The organism is Phormidesmis sp. 146-20, from assembly GCF_052939475.1.
Genome location: NZ_JBJPHT010000034.1, coordinates 1 through 25,504 on the forward strand (window position 1 = coordinate 1; position 25,504 = coordinate 25,504).

General features: G+C 49.0%; 23 protein-coding genes. 17 read left to right on the top strand and 6 right to left on the bottom strand.

What is annotated here, in order from left to right:
* Positions 1–191: 191 nt before the first annotated feature.
* Positions 192–2,006, bottom strand: a complete 1,815-nt coding sequence (locus ACKFKH_RS22240) for a M61 family metallopeptidase (protein WP_446860543.1) — start codon at positions 2,004–2,006, stop codon at positions 192–194.
* Positions 2,007–3,293: 1,287 nt separating this feature from the next.
* Between ACKFKH_RS22240 and ACKFKH_RS22245 the strand changes: the two genes are divergently transcribed.
* The 6 genes from ACKFKH_RS22245 to ACKFKH_RS22270 all read left to right on the top strand — a co-directional run bounded on the left by ACKFKH_RS22245 (position 3,294) and on the right by ACKFKH_RS22270 (position 9,236).
* A complete protein-coding gene (locus ACKFKH_RS22245; protein ID WP_446860544.1) occupies positions 3,294–4,721 on the top strand; it encodes a PP2C family protein-serine/threonine phosphatase in 1,428 nt (475 codons plus the stop codon).
* Between the two features lie 358 nt (positions 4,722–5,079).
* Positions 5,080–5,232: a type II toxin-antitoxin system HicB family antitoxin gene (locus ACKFKH_RS22250; protein ID WP_446860545.1), complete on the top strand. Its 153-nt coding sequence runs from the start codon at positions 5,080–5,082 to the stop codon at positions 5,230–5,232.
* Positions 5,233–5,306: 74 nt separating this feature from the next.
* Positions 5,307–6,392: a hypothetical protein gene (locus tag ACKFKH_RS22255; protein WP_446860546.1), complete on the top strand. Its 1,086-nt coding sequence runs from the start codon at positions 5,307–5,309 to the stop codon at positions 6,390–6,392.
* A 189-nt stretch (positions 6,393–6,581) separates the two neighbouring features.
* A complete protein-coding gene (locus ACKFKH_RS22260; RefSeq protein WP_446860547.1) occupies positions 6,582–7,532 on the top strand; it encodes a branched-chain amino acid ABC transporter permease in 951 nt (316 codons plus the stop codon).
* Between the two features lie 137 nt (positions 7,533–7,669).
* Positions 7,670–8,596: an RluA family pseudouridine synthase gene (locus tag ACKFKH_RS22265; protein ID WP_446860548.1), complete on the top strand. Its 927-nt coding sequence runs from the start codon at positions 7,670–7,672 to the stop codon at positions 8,594–8,596.
* A gap of 22 nt (positions 8,597–8,618) precedes the next feature.
* A complete protein-coding gene (locus tag ACKFKH_RS22270; RefSeq protein ID WP_446860549.1) occupies positions 8,619–9,236 on the top strand; it encodes a phosphorylase in 618 nt (205 codons plus the stop codon).
* Here the strand turns inward: ACKFKH_RS22270 and ACKFKH_RS22275 are convergent.
* From ACKFKH_RS22275 to ACKFKH_RS22285, 3 genes are all read right to left on the bottom strand, one after another.
* Positions 9,228–9,623, bottom strand: a complete 396-nt coding sequence (locus tag ACKFKH_RS22275; RefSeq protein WP_446860550.1) for a RidA family protein — start codon at positions 9,621–9,623, stop codon at positions 9,228–9,230. The genes ACKFKH_RS22270 and ACKFKH_RS22275 overlap by 9 nt on opposite strands.
* 27 nt (positions 9,624–9,650) lie before the next feature.
* Complete coding sequence (locus ACKFKH_RS22280; protein WP_446860551.1) at positions 9,651–10,199, bottom strand: thylakoid membrane photosystem I accumulation factor; 549 nt, start codon at positions 10,197–10,199, stop codon at positions 9,651–9,653.
* A 143-nt stretch (positions 10,200–10,342) separates the two neighbouring features.
* Entirely contained in the window at positions 10,343–10,621 is a 279-nt protein-coding gene (locus ACKFKH_RS22285) for a hypothetical protein (protein ID WP_446860552.1), read from the bottom strand.
* A gap of 197 nt (positions 10,622–10,818) precedes the next feature.
* On the opposite strand from ACKFKH_RS22285, the gene ACKFKH_RS22290 reads away from it, so the two are divergent.
* The 3 genes from ACKFKH_RS22290 to ligA all read left to right on the top strand — a co-directional run bounded on the left by ACKFKH_RS22290 (position 10,819) and on the right by ligA (position 17,092).
* The gene (locus ACKFKH_RS22290; protein ID WP_446860553.1) at positions 10,819–13,506 is read left to right on the top strand and encodes an ATP-binding protein; all 2,688 of its coding nucleotides are present in this window, start codon (positions 10,819–10,821) and stop codon (positions 13,504–13,506) included.
* Between the two features lie 69 nt (positions 13,507–13,575).
* On the top strand, positions 13,576–14,865 hold the full coding sequence (locus tag ACKFKH_RS22295) for a sensor histidine kinase (RefSeq protein WP_446860554.1): 1,290 nt from the start codon (positions 13,576–13,578) through the stop codon (positions 14,863–14,865).
* Between the two features lie 49 nt (positions 14,866–14,914).
* The gene (gene ligA / locus ACKFKH_RS22300; protein WP_446860555.1) at positions 14,915–17,092 is read left to right on the top strand and encodes an NAD-dependent DNA ligase LigA; all 2,178 of its coding nucleotides are present in this window, start codon (positions 14,915–14,917) and stop codon (positions 17,090–17,092) included.
* Between the two features lie 194 nt (positions 17,093–17,286).
* Here ligA and ACKFKH_RS22305 read toward each other — a convergent pair whose 3' ends face one another.
* The gene (locus ACKFKH_RS22305; protein ID WP_446860556.1) at positions 17,287–19,257 is read right to left on the bottom strand and encodes a protein kinase domain-containing protein; all 1,971 of its coding nucleotides are present in this window, start codon (positions 19,255–19,257) and stop codon (positions 17,287–17,289) included.
* A 182-nt stretch (positions 19,258–19,439) separates the two neighbouring features.
* Here ACKFKH_RS22305 and ACKFKH_RS22310 point away from each other — a divergent pair, with 182 nt between their 5' ends.
* From ACKFKH_RS22310 to truB, 6 genes are all read left to right on the top strand, one after another.
* Positions 19,440–21,104 (top strand): alpha/beta hydrolase, encoded by a 1,665-nt coding sequence (locus ACKFKH_RS22310; RefSeq protein WP_446860557.1) that lies wholly within the window; start codon positions 19,440–19,442, stop codon positions 21,102–21,104.
* Between the two features lie 165 nt (positions 21,105–21,269).
* Positions 21,270–21,587 (top strand): DUF2500 domain-containing protein, encoded by a 318-nt coding sequence (locus ACKFKH_RS22315; protein WP_446860558.1) that lies wholly within the window; start codon positions 21,270–21,272, stop codon positions 21,585–21,587.
* Positions 21,588–21,679: 92 nt separating this feature from the next.
* Positions 21,680–21,910, top strand: a complete 231-nt coding sequence (locus ACKFKH_RS22320) for an addiction module protein (protein ID WP_446860559.1) — start codon at positions 21,680–21,682, stop codon at positions 21,908–21,910.
* On the top strand, positions 21,907–22,203 hold the full coding sequence (locus tag ACKFKH_RS22325; RefSeq protein WP_446860560.1) for a type II toxin-antitoxin system RelE/ParE family toxin: 297 nt from the start codon (positions 21,907–21,909) through the stop codon (positions 22,201–22,203). Before ACKFKH_RS22320 ends, ACKFKH_RS22325 begins: the two co-directional genes overlap by 4 nt.
* A gap of 128 nt (positions 22,204–22,331) precedes the next feature.
* The gene (locus ACKFKH_RS22330) at positions 22,332–22,847 is read left to right on the top strand and encodes a Uma2 family endonuclease (RefSeq protein WP_446860561.1); all 516 of its coding nucleotides are present in this window, start codon (positions 22,332–22,334) and stop codon (positions 22,845–22,847) included.
* A gap of 23 nt (positions 22,848–22,870) precedes the next feature.
* Complete coding sequence (gene truB / locus ACKFKH_RS22335; RefSeq protein ID WP_446860562.1) at positions 22,871–23,803, top strand: tRNA pseudouridine(55) synthase TruB; 933 nt, start codon at positions 22,871–22,873, stop codon at positions 23,801–23,803.
* Between the two features lie 276 nt (positions 23,804–24,079).
* Here the strand turns inward: truB and ACKFKH_RS22340 are convergent, their stop codons facing one another.
* Positions 24,080–24,889 (bottom strand): hypothetical protein, encoded by an 810-nt coding sequence (locus ACKFKH_RS22340; protein WP_446860563.1) that lies wholly within the window; start codon positions 24,887–24,889, stop codon positions 24,080–24,082.
* 150 nt (positions 24,890–25,039) lie between these two features.
* Between ACKFKH_RS22340 and ACKFKH_RS22345 the strand changes: the two genes are divergently transcribed.
* Both ACKFKH_RS22345 and ACKFKH_RS22350 read left to right on the top strand, forming a co-directional pair.
* The gene (locus ACKFKH_RS22345; RefSeq protein ID WP_446860564.1) at positions 25,040–25,255 is read left to right on the top strand and encodes a hypothetical protein; all 216 of its coding nucleotides are present in this window, start codon (positions 25,040–25,042) and stop codon (positions 25,253–25,255) included.
* 23 nt (positions 25,256–25,278) lie between these two features.
* Positions 25,279–25,479: a DUF2949 domain-containing protein gene (locus ACKFKH_RS22350; protein ID WP_446860565.1), complete on the top strand. Its 201-nt coding sequence runs from the start codon at positions 25,279–25,281 to the stop codon at positions 25,477–25,479.
* The last annotated feature ends 25 nt before the right edge of the window (positions 25,480–25,504 follow it).

Genomic DNA, 25,504 nt, shown 5'->3' on the forward strand with positions numbered 1-25,504 from the left:
TAGGGGGCTGAAGCCGATTGAAACGAAGCGAGTCACTCTCATCGAACTGACGTTGAATTAACAACCGCAGCGAAAGGTTTCATCGAATTCACGTTCAGACAAGACTTCCGCAGCTATCCAAATACGCTTCTAGTCTGCGAAGGCAGATTTCGTGCTTGTAGGCGCGGTTTTAAACGCCAGCCGCAAGTTATTTAATCCTCCCTCCTAACCCCATTTGGCACTTCTTCAAGGTTAGAGACCCCCAGCCATCCTTTGAGGTTTTGTTGCTGAGTTTGACTAGGATGCTCGATCGCGACTACCTGATATTGAGTCGGACGAGGCTCTACTAGTTTAATGGTGCAGATTCTTAACTCATCTTGATGAAACAGGGTCACCTCGATCGCATCCCCCCCAGAATATTCTTTGAGACGATCGCTCAATTGTTCCGCAGTAACTCGTAAACCGTCGATCGCTAATAGCTCGTCTCCAACATCAATGCCAGCAGTTTGAGCGGGGGAATTAGCTTCGACTAATTTAATCAGCGATCGTCCATTCTCTGATTTCACCGTCATCCCGGTGTAAGGCGGCAAGTCAGCCTCAAGATTTGACTGCAAGCGCAACCCAAAGCCAGAAAGATATTCATCAAAGGGCAGTTCTTCGGTGCCGTCGAGGTAGCGATCGCAAAAATTCGTCAGGTCAAATTCAGCAACAGACTCGATCACAGACTTCAATTGCTCAGGCAAAAAGCCAATCTCATCTTTGCCAAACTGCTCCCACATCTGGCGCATTACATGATCAAACGATCGCTGGTTGCTATGCTTGATCCGAATCGCCAAATCGAGCAGCAGCGTAATCATTTCGCCCTTCAAATAGTAGGATATCTGAGAGTTGGGACTGTTGGCATCAGGACGATAAAGCTTAATCCACGCATCAAAGCTGGACTCACTCAAGGGTTGCACCAGTCGCCCCGGAGTCGTCAGATAGCGAGAAATTTCCTGACTCAGCGCATTCAAATAAGCTTTTGCATCATAGATTCCCGCTTTGAGTGGAATGAGCAAATCGTAGTAGCTAGTTGTTCCCTCGCTAAACCAGAGAGAAGGCGTGTAGTTTTCACCTTCGTAATCAAAGACTTCTAGCCCCTTGGGACGAATGCGCTTAACATTCCACAAATGGAAGAACTCGTGAGCAACTAGCTGCATAAAGCGATCGTACTTATCCTTTGCCCGAAACCCCGATCGACCATAAACCAATGAGCAAGAATTTTTGTGTTCCAGTCCACCAAAGCCGTTGGTTGTTAGATGCAGCAGAAAAAGGTAGCGATCGTAGGGTAATCCTCCAAATAGATTAGCTTCGACCTCAATAATTTTTTGGGTGTCCTGAATGATGCGATCGACCTCCACATTTCCTTTGCCAAAAATTGCCCACTGATGAGGTTTTCCTAGCGCTTCAAATGAATAGGTCTGATGTGTTCCGATTTCAAACGGACTGTCTACTAACATATCGAAGTCGATCGCTTCAAATGTATTGGATCTACCTGGAACGATCGGCAGCGGAGTCGTGACTTGCCAACCGTCGGGCGGCACAATCTCAATTTGCATCGGTTGCTGCTCAAATCCTGACACATAGAAAAACAGCGCTGCCCCATTAAAATAGCCGTGGCTAACATTCAATTGATTCGTGCGAACAGTTAGCTCATTGGCAAAAATTCGATAGCGAACTGTAATCTCACTCTGTGCCTGCGTCTCAATCTGCCAATGATTTTTGCGAATCTTTCGCCAGGTTAACGGAGCCGCCTCAAAGTTTTGCAAATGTCGAGAATATTCGCGCACCAGATAAGAGCCAGGTGTCCAGACGGGCATTTTCAGATCTAAGGTGGGTTGTTGCCAGCCTGTGATGCGAAGGGTCACCTCAAACAGATGCGATTGGGGTCGAGGCATCGCCACCTGATAGTGAAGTTTGACGGTGGAGATCGGAGCCTCTGCGGAAGGGTTGACGGTCAGATCTTGCTTTAGATTCTCTCGATTCATGGTTTGATTGACTCCGATCGACACACAGCGTTATTTTGAGCGTTGCAGCGCAGCACAGACGTTAGACCTTAGATTCGTTCTGTCTAAAGTCGGGACTAAACAAGTAATACATATCATGCCTTACCTTCTCAACGACGCTGCCCACCTCACGGGTGAAATTTTTAACCCACTTGATGAAGTGCAAGGATAGGTGAATGCGATAAGATTCTGCGCGCTTTGAGACACCCGTGAGGAACTGTAGCGTCAGGTTGATCCGCAAATTCACCTGTCAAAGACTTTGATTTGAGAATCTTGTCTTATACCAAATCAACCAACAAACGATACTCGTAAAAATCAGTTAATTAACCGATTTCTATCTCTCAGATTTGAAAAACCCCATCAGGGAAGCTGTTTCAAAGTCCCCCAAAATGGGGGATTTAGGGGGCGAGGATCTGTATCAGTATAGTGAATTTGGTATTAGCCTGAATTCGATAGAATCTTTCGCTTCGCTTGCAGATCCGGGCAGCCCCCTAAATTCCCTACGAGTGAGGGCCTTTGAACCCAAAATCTTGTCTAAAAGTCCTCCAAAATTGGCAGCTTGAAGAAGTAATCAGCAATGCAGTGAGAAAACTTCATCAAAATGGCTTTAAGAATCACTATCGGAATTTTGATCCGCCTTAATTAAAACGGACTGACATACGGACAAAATTTTTCTGTGCAGCAGGTAATTACGCTGAGTCGCTGCTTGAAATTTATGAAAACTTTTTATACCATCGTCGGATATTTGCTCTATAACTGAAGAATTGTGTCGCTCATTCAGCAGAACGTTGATTACTACAGCCGTTATCATCAGGGTCAGAGCACAATTTCTGAGTTAAATTCTCGATCGAATGGTGACATTTGACGCTCTAATCTCCTTGTCAAGGGTAAATCACACAAGTTGTGACTTGATCGCTTGCAATTAATCAAACAGTCCTGTAGATTTTGCAGAAGTTTAGATTTTTGCGATCGCGCTATTGACGGCTCTCACATCCTTGATTCCTCTATGGTTAGCAGTTTGGTTGACAGAGGCTAATCTGTGATTTTACTTATTTTGCGATTGGTAAACTACTGAAAATCACGTATCAATAGAAACCAAATCTTGCAGTTTGAGAAACGGCTTTCTCAGTAGCTAAAAAAACTCACAAAACTAGATGTCACGATTTGCAAGTCATTCGCTAATATTGATGTTCACAACTTGTTTCCTGAATCTCACCAGATAGACATTTTTTTGAACGCGCTGTCTGTTTCACCCCATGCCCTGACCTAATGACTGCTGTGCCCCTTCCCCGACAGCCCTCTCAACCCGATCGCAACGGTGTCCCGCCAGATGTCACCCCTGTTTTTGCACTCAAAGAACTCGTGGCTCGGCTCAACCGTGAGCAACACAAAATTCAGGATTTGTTGAGTTCTCTGGGGTTTGCACTTCGCAGTTTCAACAATCTCAACCAGTTTTTAGAATTGATCCCCTTGATGGCCAGCCGCGTGACGGATGCGGATGGGGGCGCTTTGGTGATGTTTCGTCCCAACGGTCAGGTGAAGCTGGAGCGATTGCACTGTCAAGATAATCATTGGGGACAAGAAATTCGTAAAGCGCTCGAAGCGGCCACCCGACAGATCACGACTTCGCTCGCTGGATTGCCCCCTAGTGAAGCGATTACCAAGTCTCCGCAAGCGATCGCCACGCTGGATTATCAGGTGAGCCGTCATCTGGGATCAGACATTCAGATTTTTGGGACGGCGATTTTGGTCAAAAATAGCGAACGGGGACGGCTGTATGTGTTCAGTCGCGATCCCGATTATTCCTGGACAGAAACGCGGCAAAAACTTGTGAGACTTGTGGCCGATCAGACGGCGGTGGCGATTGAAAACGATGAGTTGACGGTTGAACTTCGCAAAAAAGAACGGCTCGATCGTGAACTAGAAATTGGAGCCGATATCCAACTGCGTCTGTTGCCGCGTCAGTGTCCCAAAATTCAGGGGATTGAGTTGGCTGCCATGTGTAAAACAGCGAGTCGGGTGGGCGGCGATTATTACGACTTTATTCCGGCGGATTATGGGCAGGTTCGCAAGTCTGATGTGGAGAATGCATCGGGGCGGTGGAGTGTGACGATCGGCGATGTGATGGGCAAGGGCGTTCCGGCTGGGCTGATCATGACGATGACGCGGGGAATGCTGCGGGCAGAAGTGCTGAACGGTCACTCGCCTGCGCGAATTTTGCAGCATCTCAATCAGGTGATGTATTCTGATTTAGAAAATTCCAACCGATTTGTGACGCTGTTCTATTCGGAATACGATCCGACGACGCAAATTCTTTCTTACAGCAATGCGGCTCACAATCCGCCGCTACTTTGGCAAGCTAAAAATGACGCAATCAAGCGGCTCGATACGTTGGGAATGTTGATTGGACTGGATGCCGAAACTCAGTATCAAGATGCTCAGGTGCAGCTTAATCCGGGTGACACGCTGATCTATTACACCGATGGCTTTACAGATGCCGCCAATCAATATGGACGCAGATTTGATGAAGAGAATCTGACCAATGCGTTTCGGTGGGCCTGCCGCAATTACAGTGATCCGCAGTTGATTTTGAAGTATCTGTTCGATCGCGTTCAGCAGTTTATCGGCGTGGGCAATCACAATGCAGATGATATGACGCTGGTGGTGATGAGAGTGGATGAGAGGGATGAGGGATGAGGGCGAATAGAATGTGCGCCTAGAAGAACGAAGTTTACCTTCGCAGACTAGATTTAACGTGAATTCGATGAAATCCTTCGCTGCCGTTACAAATCCGGGCAGCCCCCTAAATCCCCCACGAGTGAGGGACTTTGAACGAAGACTATGATCTAAAAGTCCCCCAGATTGGGGGGTTGGGGGGCAGAAGCGCTGAAGACCGAAGCGAAAAACTCCCATCGAATTCACGTCTGATTATCGGTCTACAGTCTGTCCGACAGGGGTATGATTCTCTGTAGGGGCGATCGACATCTGACTTGAAAACGCTAAGATTACCGTCCAAATCCTTCCTCTTGAGAAAAACCTGAAGTTGAGGCATCTGATGAAAACTAAAGTGGTCATTCATGAGGCAGAAGCGGGAGGATTTTGGGCAGAAGTGCCAGCCATTCCAGGTTGCGCTACCCAAGGAGATACCTTTGAAGAGCTACTGCAAAACCTCTATGAAGCGATCGAGGGTTGTTTAGAAGATGAATGACAACCGGATTTGACAAATTCTCGACAAGCGATCGCCTACAATCACAGTGTCAATATGCGGCTGGATAGCTAGAGATGACGCGATTGTGGATGGGCTGTTTGAAGGGATTTCTAGCGTTGATAGCCAGTTTGCTGCTAATGACGACGAGCGCGGATGCTAATGCGCCTGCACCCCCGTCTTATTTTTGGATGACGTTTCAAGGTCGAGATGCCAAAGCGGTCAACGTCGAGGGTGCCCAGTTTGTAGAATGTGCGACGAAGACATGCGATCGTCCCATCTTGTTAATGAAAACAGGCATTTGCACCGGAGAGGATTGTTTAAAGTTGAGTCCCATTCTCAGCGCTCCGCATCGGTTTGACTGTGTGCAAAACACCTGTCTCTATGCAGAATCGCAGTTTAGCCAGCGATCGACCGGCCCTTATTACAAATTGGTGGCTCAATTTGACGATCGCACCAAAACAACCCCCGCCTTCCCCTTAGATCTTCAGAATCCGTTGGTGGGCTATCCCAAACGTTTGAGCGTGACGGTGCAGCCTGATGACTTGACGATTGAAGTCGATCGCGCCCCCATGAAGCCGACTCGCTGGGAAATGTTTGGAATTGCCCTGGGTTTGACTCAGATCACAGAGTTAAGTTTGGCGGCCTTGTGCCTGTGGAGATTGAAGATTGAGCGATTGGTGATGAGAATTTTAGTTGCGATCGCATTCATCAATCTATTAACTTTTCCGGTTGTCTGGTTTTTCTTTCCAGCGTTGCAGCCGTTTCAATACACCACGACACGAGTATTTGGAGTCTTGAGCTTGCTGATTGCAATCGGTTTCAGCATTTTTCTAGCCACCCGTTCAGAAATTACCATTAGAACGCTGCAAAAAGTGTTTTTGGTCTGGTTACTTTCGCTGCCTGTGGTGTTAGCGATCGGCTTTGTCGTCGCTATCTTCTTGGGATATGGCGAATCACTGCCCCCGGCAATGGGCGTTCCTTCTCTGATCACGCTGCCTGCCTCTGAAATTTTTGCTGTGGGATGGGAGGCATGGCTGATTGATCGGTTGAGTCAAAAGCGTCTCATCTTTGCCCAGGTTCTCACTCTAAGTCTGTTGATGAATCTGGTAAGCTTGATTCTCGGTTTGGTCTTGCTTCCTGCAATCCAGCAGTTTGGTTAAGATCAAGCTTTTCCGCTGCGTTGTTTTGGGCTTCTGCCCCCCAACCTCCCAATTCTGGGGGACTTTTGGACAAGATTTTAAGACAAGCTTCTCGATTCAAAGTCCCTCACTCGTGGGGGATTTAGGGGGCAACCCGGATCTGTAACCGAAGCGAAGAGATTCATCGAACTCACATTTGTTAGTGTTTATATGGATGCCACAATCTTTTTGCAAAATTTCCTCAATGGATTGTCGATCGGCAGCATCTACGCCATTTTTGCATTGGGCTATACGTTAGTTTTTTCGATTTTAGGCATTATCAATTTTGCTCACGGGGCTATCTTTACGCTGGGTGCTTACTTTACTTATGCACTGATGGGTGGTGCATTCGGATTCAACGGATTATTTGCAAATTTGGTGTTGCCGATCAAGTTGCCGTTTTGGTTAGCAATTATTTTGGGAAGCGCGATCGCTGGCATTGTTTCTGTAATCATCGAACGATTTGCCTTCCGTCCTTTGCGTCGTCGAAAAGCCGATTCTTTGCTGACCGTGGTTTCAAGTTTGGGCGTTGCCGTTGTGATTGTGAATCTGATTCAATATCTGGTCGGCGCAGAAATCTATACCTTTCCCCCAGATACTTACGGAAACCTACCACCAGCGATTAACTTTGGCACCGATAGCAATCCCATTCCGATTCGCAGTGTGCAAGTCGTAATCTTCTTAGTGTCGGGTATTGTTCTCAGCATTCTGACTTACCTGATCAACGCAACCAAGTATGGAAAAGCGATGCGAGCCGTTGCCGAAGATCAGACGACCGCCAGCTTATTGGGCATTAATCCCGATCGCTTCATCGTCCTCACGTTTTTTGTCAGCGGCTTTTTAGGCGGCATGGCAGGCACGCTCGTCGGCTCCAGTGTCAGCATTGCCGGCCCTTATTTTGGCATCGGGTTTGGTCTCAAAGGATTAGCCGTTATCGTGTTAGGAGGCTTGGGCAGCATTCCAGGAGCCGTCGTTGGAGGGTTAGCGATCGGCTTAGTCGAGGCCTTCGTTCCAAGCGACTATTCTGCTTACAAAGATGCCGTCGCGTTTAGTATTCTCTTCCTCATGTTGCTGCTCAGACCGCAGGGATTGCTGGGACGATCGCTGATCCAAAAAGTCTAATCAACCTTCGATAAATCTTATCTCAAAGTCCCCCAAAATTGGCTGGGGGCAGAAGCCCAAAACAACGCAGCGAAAGAACTTTATCTAACTGGCGCTACCATAGAAGTCCCGCCCAAACGTCCCCTGTTCAATCTCTCATGTCTCTACTGACCGAAATTCAGGTTGAAGAAACGACCGACCGCCTCGATCGCTACCTCGCGGATGAGTTGGCAGATTTATCTCGATCGCGTGTTCAAAAACTGATCGAACAAGGACTCGTGCAGGTCAACGGAAAAGTTTGCACCTCCAAAAAAGCCGAAGTGAGAGAGGGCGATCGCATCCAGGTCGAGATTCCTGAAGCCCAACCGTTAGAGTTATTACCCGAAAACATTCCCCTCGACATTCTCTACGAAGATGACTCGTTACTGATTCTCAACAAACCTGCGGGAATGGTCGTGCATCCATCTGCGGGACACGAAACTGGTACGATGGTGAATGCTTTGTTAGCACATTGCCCAACGCTACCGGGAATCAATGGTATGCAGCGTCCCGGAATCGTACATCGATTAGATAAAGACACCACAGGCGCGATCGCTGTCGCCAAAACCGAACAGGCGTTTCACCATTTGCAATCCCAATTTCGTGTCAAAACGGCTCGACGAGATTATCTGGCGATCGTCTACGGCGCACCCAGCACAGACAACGGAACCGTCGATCAGCCCATTGGACGGCACCTGGTCGATCGCCAAAAAATGGCCGTCATTCCCGAAGAAAAAGGCGGACGGCGAGCCATCACTCACTGGCACGTTAAAGAACGCATCGGCAACTACACCCTCATCCACTTTGAGCTAGAAACAGGACGGACGCATCAAATTCGAGTACACAGCGCTTTCATCGGGCATCCCATTGTCGGCGATCAGGTCTACGGGTCAGGACGGTCGATCGGCGTAAACCTCCCCGGTCAGGCCCTTCACGCTTGGCGGTTACGATTAATTCATCCCGTGACTCAAGAATGGGTCGAAGCGATCGCCCCAATTCCTCGATCGTTGACCACGCTTTTAGAAGTTCTCCGACGCAGAGCTTAGATTTCTCAAACGGGAGGTTGATTTGCTGATTCTCGTTCCTCAAGGTGCAGAATATCAAGCGGTTTGTCGGGGCATCAAGCGCACGGCCCATCCGCCTCAAGTGGTGCCGATTCCGGTGGGCATTGAGCCTGTGACTCGCTTTTTACAAACCTGGCAGCCTCCTCAATCCGACATTTTGGTCATGGGGCTGTGTGGCAGTTTGACGGCCCAGTTTCAAGTTGGCGATGTGGTTCTCTATCGGGAATGCGTGGATCAGTTGGGGACAGTTTGGCCCTGTGATCCGTCTCGATTTGAGAAAGTTGCTCCTGCTGTCAGAGCCTTGACCAGCGATCGCATTCTCACCTCAGCGATCGAAAAACGCAACTTAGGCAAGCTTCACCAATCCGCTGTCGTCGATATGGAAGGAATCGCTATTCTCAAGGGGTTGCCGGGTGCGTCCATTTCAATGCTGCGGGTGGTGAGTGACGATAGTGAGTACGATTTGCCCGATTTGTCAGGCGCGATCGATTCTCAAGGACGACTCCAACCACTGCCTTTAGCGATGGGACTGATCAAGCAACCGATCGCCGCCACTCGTCTAATTCGCGGTTCTCTCAAAGGGCTACAAGCCTTACAGAGCCTGACTGCAAGCTTATTCTGAAATCACGGCAATACAATCCACCTCGACCAATACATCCTTGGGCAAGCGAGACACTTCGACACAGGCACGAGCGGGAGCCGTCGCCTCATCAAAATATTGACCATAAACCGCATTCACGGCGGCAAAATCATTCATATCTGCCAAAAAGACCGTCGTTTTGACCACATCTTCGAGGGTTGCTCCCGCCGCTTCTAAAATGGCTTTGAGACTGTTCATGGCGCGCTCGGTTTGCTTGGCAACATCGCCTTCGCCAACGATCGTACCCGTCATCGGATCAAGAGCAATCTGACCCGCGACAAAGACCATCTGACCTTGGGCGGCGATCGCTTGATTATAAGGGCCCACAGGCGCAGGCGCGGAATCTGTTTGAATAATTTTGCGAGACATACGAGTTTTGAGAAAGTTTTGAGAAGGCTATTTTTTGGCAGGGGCGGGGGGCACGAGTTCGGTGTTGACTTCGTTGACCTGGCGACGTTTTAAAGGAACGGATTCTTCTCGCGGCAATAGGTCAAACACTTTGCGAAATGCATCGTCAATTTGCTCGTAGGGAATCGCCCCCGTTTCATTCAAAACCACCTTACCAGACTGGTCAAACCCAACCGTCTGAGGCACGTAGCCCTTGTAATAGTAGCCCGCTTCGGTCGGCTCATATTTGTCTTTGATCGGCAACGAATCGATGCGAATTGCCAGAATATCACTCGCTCGACCATAAAACGCTTGAAACTGCGAAACAACGGTCGAATACTGCTTACAGTCGCTACTGTCGTCGGTATACAGCACCAGCAAAGTCGGTTTTTTTTGCTTGAGCGAGTCTGCCAGCGAGATCTTGGGCGGCACGAGAGACCCATTTCCGGCGTAGAGCGCAAAAATGTCACCATCATAGCGATCGTCGGTCAAGCCAGCCATTGCCGGAAGCGGAAACAGGAGGCAGACGATCGTCACCAGCGAAAACAAAACCGTCAAAAGGCGAGGGATTGATCGAAGAGACTTTGATCGAAGAGACTTTGATCGAAGAGACATAGCGTTAGAAATTACAAGGTCAACATGCTACTCCTATTGTGTGACCTCAAGGGAACATGCTCAAACTTTAGTCCCTAAAGAATTCATTACTCTACCTTCTCTCTTTGTGGCTTGCGAATGGTAAAGGAGATTGGCCGCGGCGCTTTGGGGGGTTCAAGTTCGAGCGGTTCTGACACAGACGCATCCAAAAACTCATCAGGCAGCAAGTTAAACGGAAAACTAGCGCGTCGATCGTAGTTAGAGGCGATCGCTAGAAAGGCTCCACCCAAAATGAATACGGGCAGCGGCAGCGAAAGATGCTTCATCCACTGAAACAATTCTGATAGGGCAAACAGCACAAAAAAACTCGCTAACCAAACCTGCATCGTTAACACCACAAGTACATATCTACCAGGCAGAATACTCGATTCTACAAATTTTGCAACCGCATCGCCTCAGATGAATTTGGTATGAATCAAGATCCACTGGGCACACTGGCTTACAAAATATAGCTTGCGCCATCATGGGCTTCAGACTTCCCCAAAAATTTCCCCTTCGCTTTGTTTTAGTTATACCGTTTCTGTTGCAGACTTCTACGGCGGTTGGGCTAGTGGGATATTTTTCCTTTAGAAACGGGCAGCAAGCCGTCAATGACCTGGCGTATCAGATGATGAACAAGGTAACCAACCTCGTTGATCAGCATCTTGACAGCTATTTAGCCACTCCTCACAAAATTGCCCAAACCAACGGAGACGCGATCGACCTTAAGCTACTCGACACTCAGGACTCAAAAACGCTGGGTCAGTTCTTCTGGAAACAGATGCAAAGTTTCGATATAGGCTACATTCTCTACGGCTCCAAGACAGGAGAGTTTGCTGCCGCTGGATACTTCTTCAACAACGATCGCGTCTCCATCAACGAAGTCTCGCCTCGGCAGCATCAAAATGGCGACCTCTACACCTACGACGCAGACAGTCAGGGAAATCGCGTCAAGTTAGCCGACATCGCCAAAGACTACGCCTTTCAAAAAGAAGGCTGGTACAAAGCAGCATTTGAAGCTAAGAAACCCGTTTGGAGCGCAATCTATCAGTGGGAGACGGCTCCCTATCCGCTGTCGATCGCCGCCAGTCGCCCTGTCTATGATCGCAACCAGAATCTGATCGGAGCGATCGGCGTTGAGCAGCGTCTTTCTCAAGTGAGTGACTTTTTACGTCAGCTTAAAATCAGTCCGTCTGGCAAAGCCTTTATTTTAGAGCGCAATGGCTTATTGGTAGCCGCTTCTAGCACCGAGCAGCCTTTCACCATTGCTAACGACAAACCGCAGCGACTTAGCGCGATCGCCAGTTCTGATCCCTTAATTCAGGCGGTCAGCCGACAGTTGGCAGCGCGTCTTGGTGACCTCAACCAAGTGCAGACTATCCGGCAATTTGAATTTTTGCTTGATGGTCAGCGGCAGTTTGTGCAAGTGAGTCCGTGGCGCGATCGCTGGGGATTGGATTGGCTGGTAGTCGTGGCGGTTCCCGAAGCTGATTTTATGGGACAGATCAACGCCAACACGCGCACCACGATTTTGCTGTGTCTGGGTGCTTTGGGCGTGGCGACTGTTTTGGGCATCTACACCTCTCGCTGGATTTCCCGACCCATTTTGCAACTCAGTCAAGCCTCCGAAGCCCTGGCCTCACACGTCGCTGATGGCACCAAGACCGGATTGGCTCAACCCGTCGAGGTCAAAGGAATTGGCGAACTCGAAACCCTGGCCCACTCGTTTAACCAGATGGCAACTCAGCTACGATCCTCGTTTGAGGAGTTAGAAATTCGGGTCGAGGCGCGCACTCTGGAACTCAAACAAGCCAAAGAATCCGCCGACAGCGCCAACAGTGCCAAGAGTGATTTTCTGGCGAATATGAGCCATGAGCTTCGGACTCCACTCAACGGCATTTTGGGCTATGCCCAGATTCTTCAGCGTGACAAAACAGCGACCGTCAAGCAAAAAGACGGCATCAGCATCATTCATCAGTGCGGTTCACATTTGCTGACGTTGATTAATGACATTCTTGACCTGTCTAAAATCGAAGCCCGCAAGCTCGAACTGTCTGCCAAAGATTTCTCGATCGACTCCTTCCTCACAAGCATTGTTGAAATCTGTCGCATTCGGGCCGAGCAAAAAGAAATTGCGTTTACCTACGAAGTGCTCAATCAATTACCCAAAGCCGTCTTTGCCGATGAGAAACGGTTGCGTCAGGTGTTGATCAATCTGCTGGGAAATGCGATTAAGTTTACCGATCGTGGCAAAGTCACCTTCAAAGTGGGCGTAGTCGGAGAGTCTCCCAAATCGTCTGAACCCTCAGAGGCGGACGTTCCAAAAATTCGCTTTCAGATCGAAGATACGGGCGTGGGCATGACTCCCCGACAGATCGAGAAAATCTTTTTGCCCTTTGAGCAAGTGGGCGACAAACAGCGCATGACCGAAGGCACCGGACTCGGACTCGCTATCAGTCAGCAAATTGTAGAACTGATGGGCAGCCAAATTCAGGTCGAAAGCATTGCGGGACAGGGCAGCAGATTTTGGTTTGATGTCGAGCTACCCGAATCAGACCAATGGATTGAAACCGACGGCAAAGCGAGTCACAACATCATGGGCTACCAGGGACGCAGACAAACGATTCTCGTCGTGGACGATCGCTGGGAAAATCGCTCTGTCATTCTCAATCTCCTGGCTCCGCTAGGATTTGACCTCATAGAAGCCGCCAACGGACAAGAAGGACTGAATCAAGCGATCGCTCAACCCCCCGATCTGATTCTCACGGATTTGGTGATGCCTGTGATGACGGGTTTTGAGATGGCGCAGCAGGTGAGGTCGTTGCCCAACTTTCAAACCGTGCCGATCATTGCGTCTTCTGCCAGTGTGTTTAATTTCGATCGTCAACAAAGTCAGGACTCAGGCTGTAATGATTTTCTCCCCAAGCCTGTGCAGTCAGAAGAGTTGTTTGAGCAGCTTCAGCGCCATCTCTATTTGACGTGGATCTATGAAGAGACAACCGTGTTGAAACCAGTCAATCCGCCGATTGAGTCCTCGACGATTCCCACTCGCGAAGAACTGGCAGATCTCTATGGGGCGGCTCTCATCGGTGACATCAACGCAATCAAGCAGGCTGCCCTCAAACTACAATCACTCGATCCCACTTACCAGGCTTTTTCTGAACAAATTCTACAACTGGCCGACGAAATGGACGAAGAAGCCATCTTTAAACGAGTCCAGCAGTTTGTCTAAAGCGCAGTGAACTTCTAGCGATCGCAGTCCTTTTGTTTCTACTCTTTGTCTCTTTATCTACTTCGACCCATGTCCATTCACCAAGCCCTGATTCTTGTTGTAGACGATAACTCAACCAATATCAAAGTGCTGTTTGATGTGTTGCAAGAAGCCAGCTATCGGGTGCTGGTGGCCAAGAATGGAGAAAGCGCGATCGCCAAGCTACAGGCCGTTTCGCCGGATCTGATTTTGCTTGATGTGATGATGCCAGGAATCGATGGATTTGAAACTTGTCGTCGCCTCAAAGCCTCAGAACACACTCAAACTATTCCAGTTATTTTTACAACAGCGCTAACGGACGTAACCGACAAAGTAAAAGGATTTAGCCTCGGCGCGGTAGACTACATCACCAAACCTTTTCGTCGAGAAGAAGTGCTGGCCCGCGTTCAGATGCATTTAAAGCTGCGTCACCTCAACCAGGCACTCGAACAGCGGGTGTCCGAACGAACGATCGAGCTATCCGAGGCACTGACCAAACTCCAGGATTCTCAACTACAACTGGTGCAGAGTGAAAAAATGTCGGCTCTGGGGCAATTGGTGGCAGGGGTTGCCCACGAAATCAACAATCCCGTCGGAGCCGTTAGAGGCAATCTGGTTCATGCAGGCACTTATCTACAAGATCTCATGCAGCATTTGCAGCTTTATCAACAACAAGCGTCTGAAACAGAAATCGCAGACCATGCGGCAGAGATTGAGCTAGATTACCTGCTCGAAGATTTGCCCAAAATGCTGAAATCGATGAAAGAGAGTGTCGATCGCATTCAAAATATCAGTGTGTCGTTGAGAACTTTTTCTCGAACAGATGGGGAGGTCAAAGTTGCGGCAGATCTGCACGAAGGACTGGACAGTACGCTGATGATTCTCAAGCATCGACTCAAAGCCAGTAGTCAGCATCCGGACATCGAAGTGGTGCAACAGTATGGTGATTTGCCGCTGGTTAGTTGCTTTCCGGGGCTGCTCAATCAGGTGTTTATGAATTTGTTGGCGAATGCGATCGACGCGCTAGAAGAATCGAACCACGATCGCAGCTTTGACGACATTAAAGCTTCTCCCAACCAAATCACCCTGCACACTGAAGCAAACTACCATCAGGTCAAAATCTCTATCCACGACAACGGCATCGGCATGACAGACGACGTAAAGCAGAAAATTTTTGATTACCTGTTTACCACCAAACCGATCGGCAAAGGGACTGGAATCGGGTTAGCGATCGCCCATCAGATCATCGTCGAAAAACATCAGGGTACCCTGGAGGTACGATCTGAGTTAGGGCAGGGTTCAACGTTTATAATAACGCTTCCATTGATGCAAAATGGGTAAATTAGTGGTACACAATTACTATAATGGCAAGTGGTGTAGATAGGTAGATATGGACTCGTTAGAACAAGCAACCCCCGAAATCAAGCAGCGAGTGCAAGAATTAACCAAGATTCTGCAAAAAGCCAGCTATGACTACTACATTCTGGACGCGCCGACGATCGAGGATGCTGTCTACGATCGCCTCTACCACGAACTGCTAGACCTCGAAACCCGCCACCCCGAATTGATTTCACCCGACAGCCCAACTCAGCGCGTAGGAGAGCGTCCGGCTAGTCAGTTCAATTCGGTTAAGCACAACGTACCGCTTTACAGTTTAGAAAATGCCTTTGGCAACGATGACTTGAGCTTGTGGGAACAGCGCTGGAAACGAGTCGCGCCCGATGTCACCGAGTTTGATTATGTGTGTGAACTCAAGATTGATGGGTCAGCGATCGCCCTCACCTACGAGAATGGCGTTTTGGTCAGAGGGACGACGAGAGGCGACGGCATTTCTGGCGAAGAGATCACGCAAAATGTGAAGACGATTCGATCGATTCCCCTCCGTCTGAATCTAGAAAATCCGCCTGCTTTGATCGAAGTCAGAGGCGAGGCATTTTTGCCGTTAGACTCCTTTGAGCAGATCAACCGCGAACGCGAACAAGCCGGAGAAGCCCTGTTTGCCAACCCCCGAAACGCCGCCGCCGGAACCCTTAGACAGCTAGACTCTCGCATCGTCGCCCAACGAAAACTCGATTTCTTCGCCTACACCCTACATCTTTTGAGGGAGGAGGGAGGAGAGAGGAGGGAGGAAAGTAATAGGGAGGAGGGAGGAGGGAGGAGGGAGGAAAGTAATCCTGATCTGCTGCATTCTGATCCATCAACCCAAACCTCGGAGTCTATTTCTTCCTCCTCACTCCTCACCCCTCATTCCTCACTCCTCACTCCTCACTCCCAATGGGAAGCCTTAGAACTTCTCAAAACAATGGGCTTTCGCGTGAATCCGGAGCGGCAGCGGTGCGGAACGATCGACGATGTAAAAGCCTACTGTGATCATTGGGCGATCGCTCGGACTCAACTGCGCTACATGACGGATGGCGTGGTGGTTAAGATCAATTCCTTTGCGCTTCAAGAACAACTCGGCTTTACGCAAAAGTTTCCGCGCTGGGCGATTGCCCTCAAGTATCCTGCCGAAGAAGCGCCCACGATCGTCGAAAATATTAGCCTGAATGTGGGACGAACTGGAGCCATTACGCCCGTTGCAGACCTTCGTCCGGTGCAGTTAGCGGGAACGACTGTTGCCAGAGCCACGCTGCATAATCGCGATCGCATTGCTGAGTTAGATATTCGGATCGGGGACACAGCGATCGTGCGTAAAGCGGGCGAGATCATTCCTGAAGTGGTGCGAATTTTGCCAGAGTTGCGGCCGGCGGGTGCTAAACCGTTTGAAATGCCGACTCATTGCCCGGAGTGTAGTGAACCTGTGGTCAAGCCTGAAGACGAAGCCGTGACGCGCTGTATTAATCTTTCTTGTCCAGCGATTTTGCGGGGGGCGCTGACTCATTGGGCGAGTCGAGGCGTTTTGGACATTGACAGCGTGGGCGAAAAATTGGTCATGCAACTGGTGGATCAGAAGCTAGTGCAATCGGTCGCTGATCTCTATGAGTTGACGGTTGAACAATTGCTGACGCTTGATCGCATGGGCAAAAAGTCAGCCGAAAAAATTGTCAAATCGATTCAGGCATCCAAGTCTCAGCCCTGGTCACGAGTGCTGTATGGGTTGGGAATCCGGCATGTGGGCAGCGTGAATGCTCAAGTTTTGACGCAGACGTTTCCTAATGTGGAGCAACTGTCCCAGGCTTCTCCAGAAGCGATCACTGCCGTCTATGGGATTGGGTCTGAGATTGCTCAATCGGTGTATCAATGGTTTCAAAATCACGCCAATCAAGTGTTAATTGAAAGGCTGCGATCGGCGGGTCTGCAATTAGCGGGCGAGGTCAAAATGCCACAGGCGCAAACTGCCATCACTGGAAAAGTCTTTGTAGTGACTGGGACGCTGCCGACTTTGAAGCGCGATGAGGCTAAGTCACTGATTCAAAAAGCGGGCGGCAAGGTGACAGATTCGGTGAGCAAAAAAACGGATTATGTGGTTGTGGGTGAAGAGGCAGGTTCTAAGTTAGAAAAAGCCCAATCTTTAGGAATTTCTCTCCTTTCGGAAGCGGAGTTATTGGAGTTATTAGAGTCAAGGTAATGGCAATTTGATGAATTAATGGGCAATTTAATGAAGTTTTTCGCTTCGATGTTCAGTGCTTCTGCCCCCCAACCCCCCAACTTTGGGGGACTTTCAGACAAGATTTCCGATTCAAAGTCCCCCAGAATTGGGGGATTTAGGGGGCTGCCCGGATTAATCACCGTAGCGAAAGATTTCATCGAATTCACGTAAATTTAAGGGTCAATTAATAGGCGGTTTTGTCGTTCTTCTTGATGTTTTTTGCGCTTGTAAAGTAAGTTTCTCACTGGCTTGAAATATTTCATTAGCGTTAGAAAAAATGCGCCATTGCTGACTGCTACAACGAGGGAAAAAAGCAGAAATTTATCTTTTGAAATCCAGAGCGCGCCCCAACTGATTCCGGCGACGATCGCCAACAAAAGAATCCCTAAAGCCGTCACTTTCTTAAATCCTCGTTGACCAAACGATCGCAAAATTCGTCCTGTACTGGTGCCGATCGCAGGAATCCAGAGCAACAGTTGGCGAATGACTCGAAAGCTCACCCAAAAGAGAATTTTTGTGACCAGTGCTGCGACCAATAAGGGAGCAAAGCGATCGTACCAACTGCCCGTTACCCAGTTGCGAATGAAGACCCAAACAATGCCAAACAGCGTCCCAAATAACAATCCGTCAAACGCTGCAAACAGCCGACTTTCGGTAAATAAAGCAACGCTATCTAACGCACAAAATAGTTTAGCGGTTGGAAACAACCCTCGTAAAACTGACCACCCGATCGCCCATCCAACTGCCGAGATTTCAAATGCATCGGGTAGCGCAACTCCCGAAAAGATTAGCGTATAAATGGTTGCGACAATAGGAATGATGGGAATAGAGGCAATAAAAACACCTATCAGATGAGCGTAGGGCAGAGTGTGGTTGACCGCAAGCGGCGCAATTTTTTGAACTTTGATCGTTAGCTCATACTCACTTGGCTCGGTATTTGTTTTGAGAATTAGAGCGCGATCGTAAACCAGATTTGACATTAAATATTCAGGATTAATCGTCAGGTTGAATTGAATTTTGGTTTCGTGATTTTTAAGTTTGGTGCTAAATCTTTCTGGAGAAATTGTAATCCAGGTCAGGCGATCAGCCGGAACAACCCATTCTCCCTTAAAGCTTGTGTAAGGGGTTGCATTGACAATCTCGATCGCTTGAGTAAGCTGTGCGGAATTAGTTTGTAAATCGGCTTCTGTAAACGTGAATTCTAACCGCGATCGAGAAACCATAATTTTGGGCAGCAAATCTAGATAAACGTCGTGGGCTGACTGATAGCGATCTTTAGCGATCGGCTCCAACAAATGATTCAAAACTTGTTTTAGCTGAGGCGTGATTTGGCAGCGGTTTAACGCTTCTTGCCACCAGGATTGGCTTTGAAAAAGCTGTTCGATCGCTTGAGGAGATTTCCCGGTGAGTAAGTGTAAGCAAGTTGCGCCCAAACTATATAAATCACTGGCAGCCGAGGCACGACCTGAAATTTGCTCGATCGCTGCATAGCCTTCGGTAAAAACTCGCGTTCCAGGCTTACCTGCATTCGTTTCGGTAAATTTTTTGGCTACTCCAAAGTCGATCAACACAAGCTGATTGTCGTCAGTTCGGCGCATAATATTTTCAGGCTTGATGTCTCGATGAATCACATTTCGCCCATGCACTCGCTCGATTACGGGTAACAGTTCTCTCAAAAAACGACGAATCTGAATCTCATCAAAACTTCCTTTTTGTTGCAGTTCTTCTAATAGATTTGTTCCTCGAATATATTCTTGAACCATGTATAAATATTTGGGGGCCGACTGTCCCTTGGGTTGCCCCATTTGCTCCAATTCTTGCTCAAAATAATCGAATAATGTGGGAATTTGAGGATGATGTCCCAACTCAGCTAGCCGCGCCGCTTCTTCTCGAAAAAGCCTTAAAAAAGTTGTCAGTGAAGCGGGATTTTTTTGCACTTCGATCGGTGGTAATAACTGCTTAACCACACAATGACGATTTGCTTGAGTATCCTCTGACAAAAAAACCTTTCCCCAGCCGCCTTTTCCTAATAGTTGAATTGCTCGATAGCGCTCCATCAACATCAATTTTGCACCACAACTTTGACAGTAGTTTTGACCACCGATCGCAGGAGACTTACACCGAGGATTAAAGCAATAGCCCATTCTTAATCACAATGACAAAGGATGCTTTGAGCAGATGAAAACCAACTGGAGAGTAATTAGAATAACCTGGAAGTAATTCTTAAGGAACGTTGCTCTCTAAGCGTCGAGGTACGGCACAATTAATTATGCCTGCTTCAAAGCAATTTAAGAAATCACCCTCACGGCTTACTCTTGGGCACTTTATGAACGATCGCGCTTCTCATCGGACTCGTCGAACCGCGGGTCAATTGCTCAAACGAATGGGCTGGGGACTGTTGCCCGTGGTTTTGATGACTCGCCCGGCACTCAGCGCCGAACGGCTCTACTTATCTTATGGGCTGCTGGAGCGATCGATTTCTGTGTCTGCGCTCGAAGCTTATGCCCAAAGAGGCGAACTGGACGAAGATTTGCTCGTTTATGCTCAGTACGCCAAGCCCCAAGATTTGCAAAACCTGCGAAAAGCCCTGGTTGCACGGGCAGATTTGACCCCGATCGCCGTCTCTCAGTTTCTCTACACGCCTCAAGGCGAAATTTTGCTGCGACGATTGGGGCAGGTGATTCAGCCAGAGTCTCGCGATCCAGGTTTTTTTGCGATTCGGGCGGCTCTGATTTTGGCATCCGACGATCCCCAGGGATTGACTCCTCTGAATGTGTTTCGCAAATTTCCTACCCGCGGAATTCGCATTGATTTGCAGCGGAGTCTTGAGATTGCTGGAAACCTCGAACAGATTGTCTCCCAGACCAACCGCGCCACCACGACGATCGCTCAACTGGCCACCCAGGAACCTGCCCCCCCTCTACAGGGCATCAGCGATTTGGGCACAAGAGGCCCTTACCCCTGGCAAAAAACAACCCTGAAGCTCATCGATCGCCGTCGAGGGTTTGTCACGGCTTTGGGACGCGATCGGATCTTTCCCGTCGATGTCTATTTGCCGCAGAGTCGGGGCGATCGTCGCGGGCAGATTCCTGTCATTGTGATTTCTCATGGGTTAGGTTCCGATCAAGAAACCTTCCGATATCTGGCAGAACACCTCGCCTCTCATGGGTTTGCTGTTGCCGTTCCCGAACATCCGGGTAGCAGTGCCAAACAAACTCAGGCCTTGTTAGCGGGCGTGGCTAATGACGTTGCAGAACCCAGCGAATTTGTCGATCGTCCCCTAGACATTAAATACCTGCTGGATGAATTGACTCGCCTTGCAAAGTCTGATTCTCGTTACAAACGGCTCAATCTCCAAGAAGTGGGGGTTTTTGGACAATCGTTTGGCGGCTACACGGTCTTTGCCCTGGCAGGTGCCTCAATTAACTTTGAGCAATTACAAAAGGACTGTAACCCGACTGCCCTGGACGATACGCTCAATATTTCTCTGCTGTTACAGTGTCGCGCGATCGCGCTACCTCAAATCAATTACGATCTGTCTGATCCGCGAGTCAAAGCGATCATTGCCATGAATCCGGTGAACAGTGGCATTTTGGGTCAAGCAGGTCTCAACCAAATTAAAATTCCTACCATGATAATTGGCGGGAACGCAGACACGGTTGCTCCGGCGCTACCCGAACAGATTATTCCTTTTACCTGGTTACAGACCGTCGATCGCTATCTGGTTCTCATCGATCGGGCGACTCATTTCTCAGCCCTGGCAGACTCCAAAAATGATGCGTTTGTTTTGCCGCCTGATGTGGTGGGCCCGACTCCTGCGGTCGCTCGTCGCTACACAAATGCGCTCAGTCTGGCCTTTTTTCAAACCTACATCGCCAATCAGCCCAGCTATCGTCCTTATCTATCTGCCGCCTACACAAGCATTCTCAGTCAGGGGCCCTTGCGGTTGAGCCTGATTCGATCGCTGACTGCCGACCAGATCGCAAAATAAAAGAAGCTCAGTCAAACCAAACCTTTGTTAGACCGCTTGAGTTCTCTGTTGGGAGATAGAGAAATTTCATTTGTAAGATTCGATGTCCAAGTTCAGCAAGGTTCTCGGTTAGGATGTGGTTGAGAGGTTTTAATGGAGAGCAATCGCATACGTAGAAATTAGACTATGGAAATCTTTATCTTTTGTATATTTCTCCTGTTCATAGGACTCTTATTCTATACAATCGCTTCTTTAATCACAACTTCCATCCGCAATGCTTCCTCACCTCGTCTTGCCAGAGAAGCCCGCGTTGTTGGCAAGCGTTCGCGCGTCTCAGGTTGGAGCGATACAACTTCTACCCATTACTACATGACTTTTGAATTTGCTGATGGAAGCCGCGAGGAATTTGGCGTGAGTTCCAAAGTTTATGGGATGTCGGCAGAAGGAGATTTGGGGACACTGCATCAAGGAACCCATATGCGGGAATTTAATCGGCGAATTTGAAAAGCCTTCAGCATAAGTGGCTTGTCTAATCACGCAGAATCCTTAAGTCCAAATACAATGAATGCAGTTCATTATCGAATCTCTAAATAGCCATGACACTTGAAAATCTTGAAGCTGAAGTCCTTTCCCTACCGAGAGACACTCAAGCAACATTATTAGCTCGGCTCTTGGAGCATTTGGGTCAGAGCAATGAAATTGATCAAGAAGTCGCATCTGTCTGGGCTGATGAAGCTGAACTACGCGATCGGGCAATGGATGACGGGCAAACTGCTGGAGTTCCTGCTCAACAAGTATTTCAGCGAATTCGTGCGTCTTTGCAATGAAAAACGTCGTACTTCATCCACTAGCGGAACAAGAGTTACTTGACTCCGCGATCTATTATGAGGAGCAAAGAGTTGGGCTTGGGCTAGAGTACCTAGAAGAAGTAGAAAACGCAGTCAACTTTCTCACACGGTATCCTGAAGCTGGTTCCAAAGTTCGAGGCTCTGTGCGTCGTCTAACTTTACCCAAGTTCCCCCACTCTCTCTTGTATCGCTTGTTAGAAGATGACCAGATTCGTATTTTGGCAGTAGCGCACCACAAGCGTAGACCACAATACTGGCTTGATCGAGAGTAGTTGGCAGCGGTCTAACAATACGTTGGTGCGGATGGTATAGAGGTTATCGGTGTGAGTTCGAGGTTATCTGCCGCCGCACAACTTCACCGTTGGGAGGTCATATATTGCTCACTATCCAGGATTTAGAAATGCTTCAGGGAGAGCATCCCGACTTAAAGATGGAATTGGTTTCTGGAGAAATTATTGTCAGGAGTCCATCGGGCTACGAATCAGACGAAGTGGCGTTTGAGTTTGGCGCTCAGTTGCGAAATTGGGTCAGACCTCAAAAACTGGGCCGAGTCACGGGGTCGAGCGCTGGATTTGTGTTGCCCAATTCTGATACTCGTGCCCCAGATGTTTCGTTTGTGCAAGCCGATCGACTGCGCCGAAGTCCCCGATCGTTTGCTGAGTTGGCCCCGGATCTGATGGTCGAGGTGGAGTCTCCGAGTGACAGTCTGACCAAGTTGAGAAACAAAATCGATCAATTCCTCACCCTGGGAACTAGAGTAGGAATCTTGATCAATCCTGAAGGTCGATCGCTTGAAATTCGTCGCGCTCATCAGGATGCCGTCGTCCTGCATGATGGCGAGACGTTGACCATTCCCGATCTGCTTCCAGGTTGGGAAGTGCAGATTTCTGATCTTTGGGCACCTGAGTTTGATTAATTGTCCCTGTGTAGATTTTGCTTGTGAATGGTTTTATAAATCTCAACAAACCTGCTGGCTTTACGTCTCATGATTGTGTGGCCAAAGTGCGACGGCTGCTCAACACCAAGCGAGTCGGACATGCGGGCACCCTCGATCCGGCTGCGACGGGTGTGTTACCGATCGCCCTCGGTCGTGCGACTCGACTACTTCAATATTTGCGGCAAGACAAAGCCTATCGGGCCACGATTCGGTTAGGAATCACAACCGCTACAGACGATTTGGAAGGGGAGGTTTTGACTCGTCGAGCCGTTCCTGACCTTACGTTGGAAAGCGTCAAAGCGCAGTTACCTCAGTTTGCGGGCAAGATTCAGCAGGTGCCGCCTAATTACAGTGCGATTCAGGTGCAGGGAAAGCGGCTGTATGATCTGGCCCGATCGGGACAAGCGATCGACGTGGCTGCCCGATCAGTCGAAGTTCATCAAATCGAAGTGCTGGATTGGCGGTCGGGTGATTTTCCAGAATTGGAGTTGGCGATCGCCTGTGGCCCGGGGACGTATATTCGAGCGATCGCCCGTGATTTGGGAGCCGCTTTGCAGACGGGCGCGACGTTGGCAGCTCTCATTCGCACAGAAAGCAGTGGGTTTGTGCTGTCAGAGAGTTTGACGATCGAGGCGTTAGCGGCTCAGATTGAAGCGGGCCAATTTTCTCCCCTGTCGCCGGAGGTGGCGCTGTCTCATGTGCCGATCGTCACCCTGTCTGCGGAAACGGCTCAACGCTGGTGTTGGGGTCAAAAAGTAGCCACCGATGAAGTTTTGATCAATTTGACCAATCAGCACTCAGCCGCCAGAGTTAGTCATCCGTCGATCGTGCAAATTCGCCATGAGGACGATCGATTTTTGGGCATCGCACAGCAGGTCGAATCGTTTGATAACATTCTGCTGGTTCCCCAAATGGTGTTTGATCCGATGCAGTAAATCGACGTGAATTTACGTGAATTCGCTGAATTCTTTCGCTACGGTTGTTAATCCAGGCAGCCCCCCAACCCCCAATTTTGGGGGACTTTTAGAGAGAAATTCTGGTTCAAAGTCCCTCACTCGCGGGGGATTTAGGAGGCTTCCCAAGATTGGTAACTTCTCTGCTAGAAATCTCCTTAGATCGAAAGTTCTCAAATTTGTTTTATCCAACGTCTCCTGTCCAACGTCTTCCGTCCAATGTCTCCTGTCCAACGTCTCCCGTCCAACATCCCTACCCTAAGGCGCTCCCGTGACGCTGGCCCAAAAGTACTTCTTGAACGAAGGTACATCCATGTCGAGATGGAGTTTTTTTGACCAGGTGTAAAGATCAAAGCTGATGCGCTCTCCCACTACCACGCCACCCAATAGCACGACCCAATGACTCGGAAACGGAATCGGCGGCGGATTGTTCTGCAACATGCCTTCAGCAGTGACCAACATCAAAGCGACACCGCCTGATTGGATGGCGATCGCACTCTGATTTAAGGCACTAACATCATTCATCAGGTAGGCGTGATAATACTCTGACTTGCGGTAGCCGAGAATTTCACGAATCCAGCCGCGCATCTCCCAGGATTTGGTCATGCCCGCGATGTTGCGAATCATTTCTGGTGCGTTTGGCTCAACGGGAAACAACATATTTTCAGACTCGCGCAGCGTTGCCAACACCATCCAATCAGCCTGCCCCATTTTGAGGTCGCCGCGACTAGCCTGACGCAGATTGTCAGAAGCCGAAATCCAGCGGGTCGTCGCTTGTAGTCCTCCTGACTCAAACAGGCTTTGGCAGATTTGCACATAGCGCAACGGTTGCTTTCTGACTAGCTCAAACAAGACCGCGGCCGGCCCACAAAACGGTTGTCCTCCTTGATTGATTTGAAACGGATCACTGACCCGCGATCGCATTTCTCTAATAATCGTCGCCTTGTCCAAAAACACCCATTTGCTCGGTGCGCTCGACTTCTCAAACGTGTCAATGGCCGCCGTGGCCGTTTTAACCAGATCAGGATTGGGAAGATATAACCCGGTTGATGCGTTAGTCACCGTCATAAAAATTCCTCTTACTGAGTTTTCAAAGGGGAGACGTGATGAATATCACTCGATCGCTCACAAAATGTCACACCTGCGTGTCTAACTTGTCACCGAAATTTAACAGCCGCAAGCTGATACTAATAACATCACATTCCCAACAGGTTCCCGATGATTGCTGGCGATCTCCTTCCAGGTGCAATTTCTGAACTCTACGCCGACGCTGCCTCTACGGGCAAACTGACGATCGGCGATCGCTACACCATTAGAACAGCCCTGGTTAATGATTTGCTCGATCCAGAAGAACAAGGTGCCCTCGATCGCTTGCTCTACGCATTTCGTAAAGGAAACGTGCAGCTTGTAGAGGAACTGTCTGCTATCCTGTAGTCTTGTTTTCGCAGGGTGCCCCTATGAAGTTATTAACTCATCCCCTCATCCAATTTTTGACCGACGAACTGGGACTGTCTCAAGCCTCGATCGCGCTGGCACTAGAGCATTCTGAGCAAACCCCTAGTCTATTGCCAATGACCCTTTGGAAGTATGGTTTGATTACACTCCCACAGCTAGACGAGATTTTTGATTGGTTAGAGCATTATGGCTCGCCGCTGTAGTTTTCAGCCTATTGGGGTTGTGAAT